Annotated in this window: 1 protein-coding gene; it reads left to right on the forward strand. The window is 58.3% G+C overall.

Going from position 1 to position 436, the window contains the following annotated elements; genetic code table 11:
* The coding region (locus CO251_RS17450; RefSeq protein ID WP_158246320.1) for a hypothetical protein at positions 1 to 186 on the forward strand (186 nt) is incomplete at its 5' end.
* Positions 187 to 436 lie beyond the last annotated feature (250 nt).

The raw sequence follows: 436 nt of genomic DNA on the forward strand, positions 1-436 counted from the left end.
GAAAACGTCCCGAAAGCCTTGCGGCTCTGGATGCAAGACCGCGATCAATGGAACGACCCCACTTATCGGAAAAATGATTGGAGTGCATGGGCTCGGATTAAACGGATCATGACGAAGACGTTGGCATCGCACCATCAGTATTTGAGTGCCTGGTTAGGGTATCGCAAGACGTTATTCTCCGAATGACCCATATCGCATTCCCCCGTCGCCACCACGTGGCGAAAGGAGCGACGGGGCATCTTGATGAGGGCCCAGTAACACTGGGGCTCAGGGCACCACCGACGGGACACCGATGGGAGTTTCCTGCCATCCTTCTCCTGCCGGGATCTTGAGCGGTGCGTGGGGGGAAAACATCCCCACGCGATGGAGCGGAAGCCACCCCCGAGCAGACGAATCCTGTGAGGACTGCGGGTCCCGTTAGGGGCCGAGAAAAGCC

The sequence above is a fragment of the Sulfobacillus sp. hq2 genome (assembly GCF_002903155.1).
In the GTDB taxonomy this organism is placed as follows: domain Bacteria; phylum Bacillota; class Sulfobacillia; order Sulfobacillales; family Sulfobacillaceae; genus Sulfobacillus; species Sulfobacillus thermotolerans.